Here is a 7,036-nt window from a genome sequence, read left to right on the forward strand (position 1 = left end):
CTTCACATCTATCTCACCAATTATTTCTTCATTTATTGTTGCTACAGGTGCAAGACCGCAACAGCCAATACACCCAACAGTCTCAAGTGTCATAGAAAGGTCATAAGTTGTTTCTCCCTGTTTTATATCAAACTCCTTTTCTAAGGCATCAAGAACCTTTTTCCCACCTCTTACATGGCAGGCAGTGCCCATACAGATTTTGACTATATTCTTGCCACGAGGTGTAAAATAAAACTGCTTATAAAAAGACGCTGTGCTGTAAATATCAGAAAGTGGAATATTAAGTCTCTGCGATAGTGTCTTTAATACATCCTCAGGCAAATAATTATATTTCTCCTGGATCCTCTGAAATGCATGGATTAATATTCCTCTCTTTTTCTGATTTTCAGTTAGCACCTCACCGATATGTCCAATTATCTCATCTGCATCTATTTCCATGAGCAACTCCCTTATCTATCTTAAAGTTTTTAGTTGTTTGTTTTTAGTTTTTAGACTAACAACTAATAACTGGACTTTTATCCACCGACTCCTGAATGAACCTTTGCCGCCTTCTCTAACTCTCTTCTTGCAGCCATATCCATAAGAACCCTTTCCATGCCGAACCTTCCTGGTTCATATTTCCTTAACTTAAGCGTATCCCTTGCCCTGTCAATATAATCAAAAGTAAGGGTGAGTATCTTTTCAGGGTCGGGCTCAAAATGAAGTGATCCTTTAAAACGCTCAAACCATACCTCTGTCATAATCTTTGTGACTTCTTTACTGGCTCCAACAGGCGATTCACCACCAAAGATCACCGGAACACCTGATGCAGCAAAATAAAACCCAATAGCAATCGCCTTTTCTGACATCCATTCAGGAGCAATACCGACTGCAGGCATTCCACCAATCTCATCTGAAAGCCCACCCTCTTCTGCCATAGCTGTTGCTATTGTAAGAATCCTTGAATTGTCAATACATGCACCAATATGCAAGATCGGTGGAATCCCAATTGCCTCACATACCTCTCTTAACCCTGGTCCTGCATTTTCTAATGCCATCTCCGGTGTGAGATAACCTGCGGTTCCACATGCCGCAGAGCCACAGCCTGATGAAACAATCAGCACATCATTTTTTATCAGCTCGATTGCTAAGTATCTATGTAGCCCTGTTGATGGAACCCTCGGGTTGTCACATCCAGCAAGTCCAACAACACCACGAATTCTTCCAGCCATAATGGCGTCATTCAGGGGTCTGAATGACGCTCTCCATGAGCCACCCTGCATGTACTCAATGTATTCATGAGAAAAACCTGCAATAACAGGATATTTCTGTGTTATATGACTTCCTCTTTCCATCCTGTTTGGGAAATTGTCAATAGCAATCTTCACTATCTGTCTTGCTATCTCCTTTGCCCTGTGTTCATCATACTCTATATACATTGCATGAGGAATCTTTGCCCTCTCAGATGTTGTTATAACCTTTGTATGGAATTTCTTTGAAATCTCTACAATTGCTGGCATTATACACTGCACATCAACAACCATTGCATCAACCAAGCCTGTCATGATAACAGGTTCCTGATTCGTGAAGCCACCCGCGGTAGGTATCCCACGTCTCATTAGCACTTCATTGGCTGTGCAACAGAGACCACCGAGATTTATTCCCTTTGCTTCCTTTGATTTTGCATATTCTATTATAGCAGGTTCACTTACGACATCTGCTATCATCTCTGCAAGTGAAGGTTCATGACCATGGATAACTATATTCACCTCATCTTCTCTAAAAATGCCCAGGCTCGCCTCAGCCTTAACAGGCATAGGTGTACCGAAGAGTATGTCCGATATATCGGTGGCTATCATGCTTCCACCCCAACCATCTGCAAGGGAAACTTTCAGGGCCTGATTTAAAATGGAGTCTGGGTCTGCATCCATACCCATGGTTGTCCTGTCCATTGTTTCTGCAATTTCCCTATCTATACCTTGTGGGGCGATACCCCATTTCCTCCATCTCTCCTGGGTCTTTTTTGGTGCCCTCTTTAAATAATTAAGCTCACCACGCTGACGACCAAAATCCTCTATAAATTTAAGGGCCACATCCCTTGCAACATCGTTAACAGCTCTTCCATTTCCAAACTCAATACCAAGTATTTCTGCAATCCTATAAAGTTTTCTCACATCCTTTATCTGGAAATCCTTTGCCTCGTCATTGGCAACTGCAAGGAGTGTGAATACCAGATCTCTTCCATGGTCACCATGACAGGCTGCGCCTGCAGCTGCCATCCTTGCGATGTATCTGGCAGCTACCACAGGAAGGGTTGCACCACAAACACCTCTTGCCTCTTTCTCTGCATTTTTCCCCACAAGTCTACATGGTCCCATATGGCATACCTTACAGCATGCACCTGAAGCACCAATGGGGCAGGGCTTCAGTTTTTCTGCGCGTTCAAAGCATGTCTCTAAATTATGGGTTTCACCCCATTCTATTATCCTTTCCGCTGCCTCATTAGCGCTCTTTATTGCTTTATCCATTTGTTACCTCCACGCTTTCAAAGTAGGAAGTAGGAAATGGGAATTGGGAAGTTAAGATTTAACTTCTTACTTCTTACTTCTTACTTCTCACTTGTGTTAAATCATTGACTCCATCTCAAGTGCAGGATGCCCTACGCCTGAAAGGAATTCAAGTAGTTTTTCTGAATCTTCAGCGATGGTCTCATCAGCAATCTTATCAAGCAAATCTGACACACCTTCTTCTTTAGCTCTCTTTTTAAACTCTTCACTAATTCTTTCTTTCAATCCTTTTGTCATCCAGACAATTCTTTTAATACCACCATCTGCATAAAGAAATTTTTTGCTGGTAATGAAGTTTACCCCTATGCCCATGAATCCTGGATTTTGGGTGCCTCCGCCAACAGTCCCTGCCAATGTAGAAAATTTCATTCCGATTGGGGTCATATCTGTGTAGCCACGGTTTACTATCATAACACCATTTGCCTCAGGTATTATTGATACAATACATTCGAAACATCCGCATGATGTCATAGGATTATCCATAATAGTATATAGATTTAAGGTTTCTACACGACCTCCAGAATTACTTTTTAAATATTCATCAACACCTGTCCATCTCCCTTTAACATGGTCAATCATCTCTCCTTTTAAGATAGGCTGATTGCCTCCTGTTGGGTCAATCTCAAAAGCAGCCTTAGTGTCAAGCCAGTTATACGCACCACATAAACCAAGTCTTTCTGGACTTATAACACAGACATGTGTTGGGGCAAATGATTGACATAAAAGACATGAATAGAAGGTATCTACAGATTCATCTATCATACCAGCAAGCCTCTTGTCTCTCTCTTTGTACGACTTTCTTGCTTCCTCTTGAACTGCGAGGACATCCTTTTCATCTAAATAAATGGTAACTTGAACCTTATCAACTATGCTCTTAAATCTGTTGTGAGTCATGGTATTATGTATCACACCTATGTGTCTTAAATTGATCCCTTCATTAAATGCCTGATTGCTTACTCTCATCCATACAATATCTCGCTGACCCATATGCCAGAGTCCTTGCGCTTCATTTATATTATGGTGAAGTTTCCTTTCAATAATAGATTCAAAATCCTTCTGCATCTTTCTGCCTGCAACATCAACCACAATACCCAGTGGCATAACACCACCTTTTTTGAATTTTTCCTCTGCATCGTTTCCAACAATGATTACCTTTTCATCTTCTATCTCATTTAATTCTTTTGTTTTTACCCATTCAAAAGCAGGTGAACGCTGACCGCCAAACTCAATAAACATATCCTCTTTTCTTATCCTCTCGCCCTCAAATGCAGGTCCATAAGCTACAGGAATCGGTGGCTTTTCAACAATTACCTTTAGCCCTCTTACCGCTATCGCTTTCTCGACAATCTTGTTATGGTCAATCTCTCTGTCAACCTCCTCATAAGTACATACACCTGTCGGATGAATAACAGGAACCTCTGTGTCACATACAGCAGGATACCCCATATTAATTGCCCCCGCACCTGTTGACCACTTTATATCATCAAGCTCGCCCAGGACTAAGGCAAAGGCAAAGACCCTCTCCTTAGTATATTTCAGGTGTATCTTGTAATCTCCGGGCTTTTTACCTCCAAAGATAAGGGGTGCCCTTACTGACCAGTCAAGGGCATAAAGTGTGTGTTCTGTATCAGGACCAAGGGGAACAATGTATGTATCCCATCCAAGCTCTACCTTCTTTCGTAAAAGCTGTTTGGTAACACTGTTACCATTTACCTGTCCGGAGAGAAAAATAAGAATATTTTTTTCCTGAAGTTCTCTGACAATCTTTACAGCAGTGTCATCATCAGGTGCAGCACCTATAATCGCAGCAAAACCCGGCATTCTGCCGTCAACGAGCTGGATACCAAGATCCCTCTGGATGGTATCTGTAATAAATCCATTATAGACATAGTTTGTTTCAGGGTCAACCGCTGGCTCAAGTCCATTAATATATCTTAATGCCAGAATAATCTCCTCTGCAAAAAGTGTAGCCATCCCTGAATCAAGGGCCTCTCCAAGATATGGTTTCCATAGATGTTCTTCAGGCTCTTGATGAAGTAATTCCTTTGCCATTCCAAGGGCAACCCTCATATCAGCAGGTGTTTTAACAGCAAAGCCTGTCATAGCATAAATCATAGGAAGATAAAATGCTGTGTCAGGGAATTCAAATACAAAATCTTTGCCCTTTTCAGCTATAGTTTTTTCAAGCATCTCTTCAGCTTCTTTAACGAGATGGTGAGCGCCCCTTATGGCTGCTGATGCAATAATCTTTGACATAACCAGTATTCTCCTTTTCTGTCTATTTTAGAGACTAAGAGAAAATAAAGTTTATGATTTAAATCAGGAATTTAAAAGTTTAAACAACAGTCACTTTACCTGTCAAGCAAAAAGTGTTTTTAACTTATTACTGCTATCGGAACAGGCGAGAATGTAATTATAAAAACGATAAAAGAGAGCCAACCGATACCTTTTCTCCGATTATCGAGTGGTATGATCGGGTATAAAAGTGGTGGATGTTTTGTGCCGATGAGCAGGAGCAAGACCCCCCACAGTAGCCATCCCTGCCATGCGAATATACCAAGAATTATTAATAAGGGTATCATCAATCGGGAGACAATTCCATGCCATCTTCCTAAGGCGGCATATACGATATGCCCTCCATCGAGTTGCCCCACTGGAATAAGGTTCATAGATGTTACGAAAAGCCCTATCCAACCAGCAAATGCTACAGGATGAAGATATATATCGTAGTCTTCTGCATTTATCCCGAGAACCACCCTCGTTAGCAATGAAAATATTATTGAGGTTCCAAGAGAAAGTCCCCCCTCTTTAGCCATCCCTGCTGGTTCTAACCTTGATAGACTCAACCCTATAGCTACTGCAGCCGTTGCGACAACAAATCCCGAAAGAGGGCCTGCTGCCCCTATATCAAGGAGTGCCCTTTTATCCCTTATAGGAGGGCGCATTTTGATCAGTGCACCGAATGTCCCGATTGGAAATGGTGGGGCTGGAATGAAATACGGTAATGTAACACTCACACCGTGAAGCCTCGATGCTATGAAATGTCCGAATTCGTGTGTCAGTAGTATGCCGAGGAGTGTAAATGAGAAAGGTATACCTTTGCTTATCTGTCTAATATCTGCAAAAGGATCTACACCCGCGTTTAATGCGCCTGCTAATAGGGTTGTAAAGAGTGTAGCAATGAACAGGACGATATGGATGACAGTTGGTTTTCCATTCATAGGTGACTCCGTTCTGATGAAGATGTCACCATTAAAACCCTCCTTTTTTAGAACTCCGTATCCGCAAAATTGCTTTTAATATAATATGATATGAGAGTAAGCCAGCCAGTATGCCGAGTATAAAGGTTCCGATTACAAATGGCAAGAGGATTGATTCTAACTGAATGAGGAGATTTTTAATCCCGAGATCTTTCCATGGAATACTGGATATTGTTATCTGCTGGTCAAGAATTACCATACCTAACCAGAGACTCGGTCCGTAGATAAAGGCTATGGTCCATGGATTATTTACCAGAGTGCCTGTGAGTGTCACGACCTTGTTCAATCTAAATGCCCATGATAGTAAGATAGCACTTATGGTATGAAGTCCGTAAGATGGGGTAAAGGCGACGAATACCCCGATAGCAAACGATGCCGCAATACGGTGTGGAGATTCCTTAATACTCAGTATGCTTCTAATCCTATCCCTTAAACCCATCTTGTTCTCCAAGAAAAATACAAATCCAAAATCCAAATATCTAAATCCTAAACAAATTCAAATTACCTAAATTCAAAACAGTCTTAAGTATTTGGATTTAAATATTGTTTAGGATTTAGGATTTCGAATTTAGGATTTCTTAAAATGGTCGTACCCTCCTGCCATCAATTTATTTCTTTTGCCTTTACTATCGACAATTGTTACACCGGCATCTACAGGTAGAATCTTACCTATGATGGTTGCAGAAAGCCTTTTGGTAACCTCTCCTGCCAGTCCCTCAGGTGCTGTAAATAGTAGCTCGTAATCCTCTCCTCCATTTAATGCATACCAGATGGGATTGCAGCCAGATTTTTCCGCAATCTCTCTCAATTCATCGGATAAAGGAATTGATGTGGAATATATCTCTGCCCCAACACCACTCTCTTCACATATATGCCATAGATCAGAGGAAAGTCCATCGCTGATGTCTATCATGGATGTTGCCAGACGGTTAAGTGCTATCGTCCTCCCTTCCTTGATTCTCGGCTGAGGCATCAGATGCCTTCTTATCAAAAACTCCTCGTTGGATCCCCAAATGGAACACCCTAGTATCTTGTGATTTTTTGAAGTTTCTCTCCTGTCTCCTGACTTCTGACTTCTGATTTCTGACTTCTGACTTTTTCTAAGTATCTCCAGTCCCATCGCTGAATCGCCAAGTGTACCTGTTACAAAGATCACATCGCTCACACTGGCACCCGATCTTTTGATATACAGGCTATCTTCTATCTCACCTGTGATACAGACGTTTATCA

General features: G+C 41.5%; 6 protein-coding genes. All 6 read right to left on the reverse strand.

Annotated elements, in window-relative coordinates; all coding sequences use genetic code 11:
* The coding region (locus AB1488_04175; GenBank protein ID MEW6409294.1) for an NAD(P)H-dependent oxidoreductase subunit E at positions 1 to 438 on the reverse strand (438 nt) is incomplete at its 3' end.
* 77 nt (positions 439 to 515) lie between these two features.
* The gene (gene cooS / locus AB1488_04180) at positions 516 to 2,507 is read right to left on the reverse strand and encodes an anaerobic carbon-monoxide dehydrogenase catalytic subunit (GenBank protein MEW6409295.1); all 1,992 of its coding nucleotides are present in this window, start codon (positions 2,505 to 2,507) and stop codon (positions 516 to 518) included.
* A gap of 96 nt (positions 2,508 to 2,603) precedes the next feature.
* Entirely contained in the window at positions 2,604 to 4,802 is a 2,199-nt protein-coding gene (gene acsB / locus AB1488_04185; GenBank protein ID MEW6409296.1) for an acetyl-CoA decarbonylase/synthase complex subunit alpha/beta, read from the reverse strand.
* A 119-nt stretch (positions 4,803 to 4,921) separates the two neighbouring features.
* Positions 4,922 to 5,767 carry a site-2 protease family protein gene (locus AB1488_04190; GenBank protein ID MEW6409297.1) on the reverse strand — a complete coding sequence of 282 codons (846 nt, stop codon included), beginning with the start codon at positions 5,765 to 5,767 and terminating at the stop codon, positions 4,922 to 4,924.
* Between the two features lie 31 nt (positions 5,768 to 5,798).
* Positions 5,799 to 6,245 carry a DUF2062 domain-containing protein gene (locus AB1488_04195; GenBank protein MEW6409298.1) on the reverse strand — a complete coding sequence of 149 codons (447 nt, stop codon included), beginning with the start codon at positions 6,243 to 6,245 and terminating at the stop codon, positions 5,799 to 5,801.
* A gap of 129 nt (positions 6,246 to 6,374) precedes the next feature.
* A partial coding sequence (locus AB1488_04200) for a thiamine-phosphate kinase (protein ID MEW6409299.1) occupies positions 6,375 to 7,036 on the reverse strand: 662 nt, incomplete at its 5' end.

The sequence above is a fragment of the Nitrospirota bacterium genome, assembly GCA_040756155.1.
Taxonomy (GTDB): Bacteria; Nitrospirota; Thermodesulfovibrionia; order JACRGW01; family JBFLZU01; genus JBFLZU01.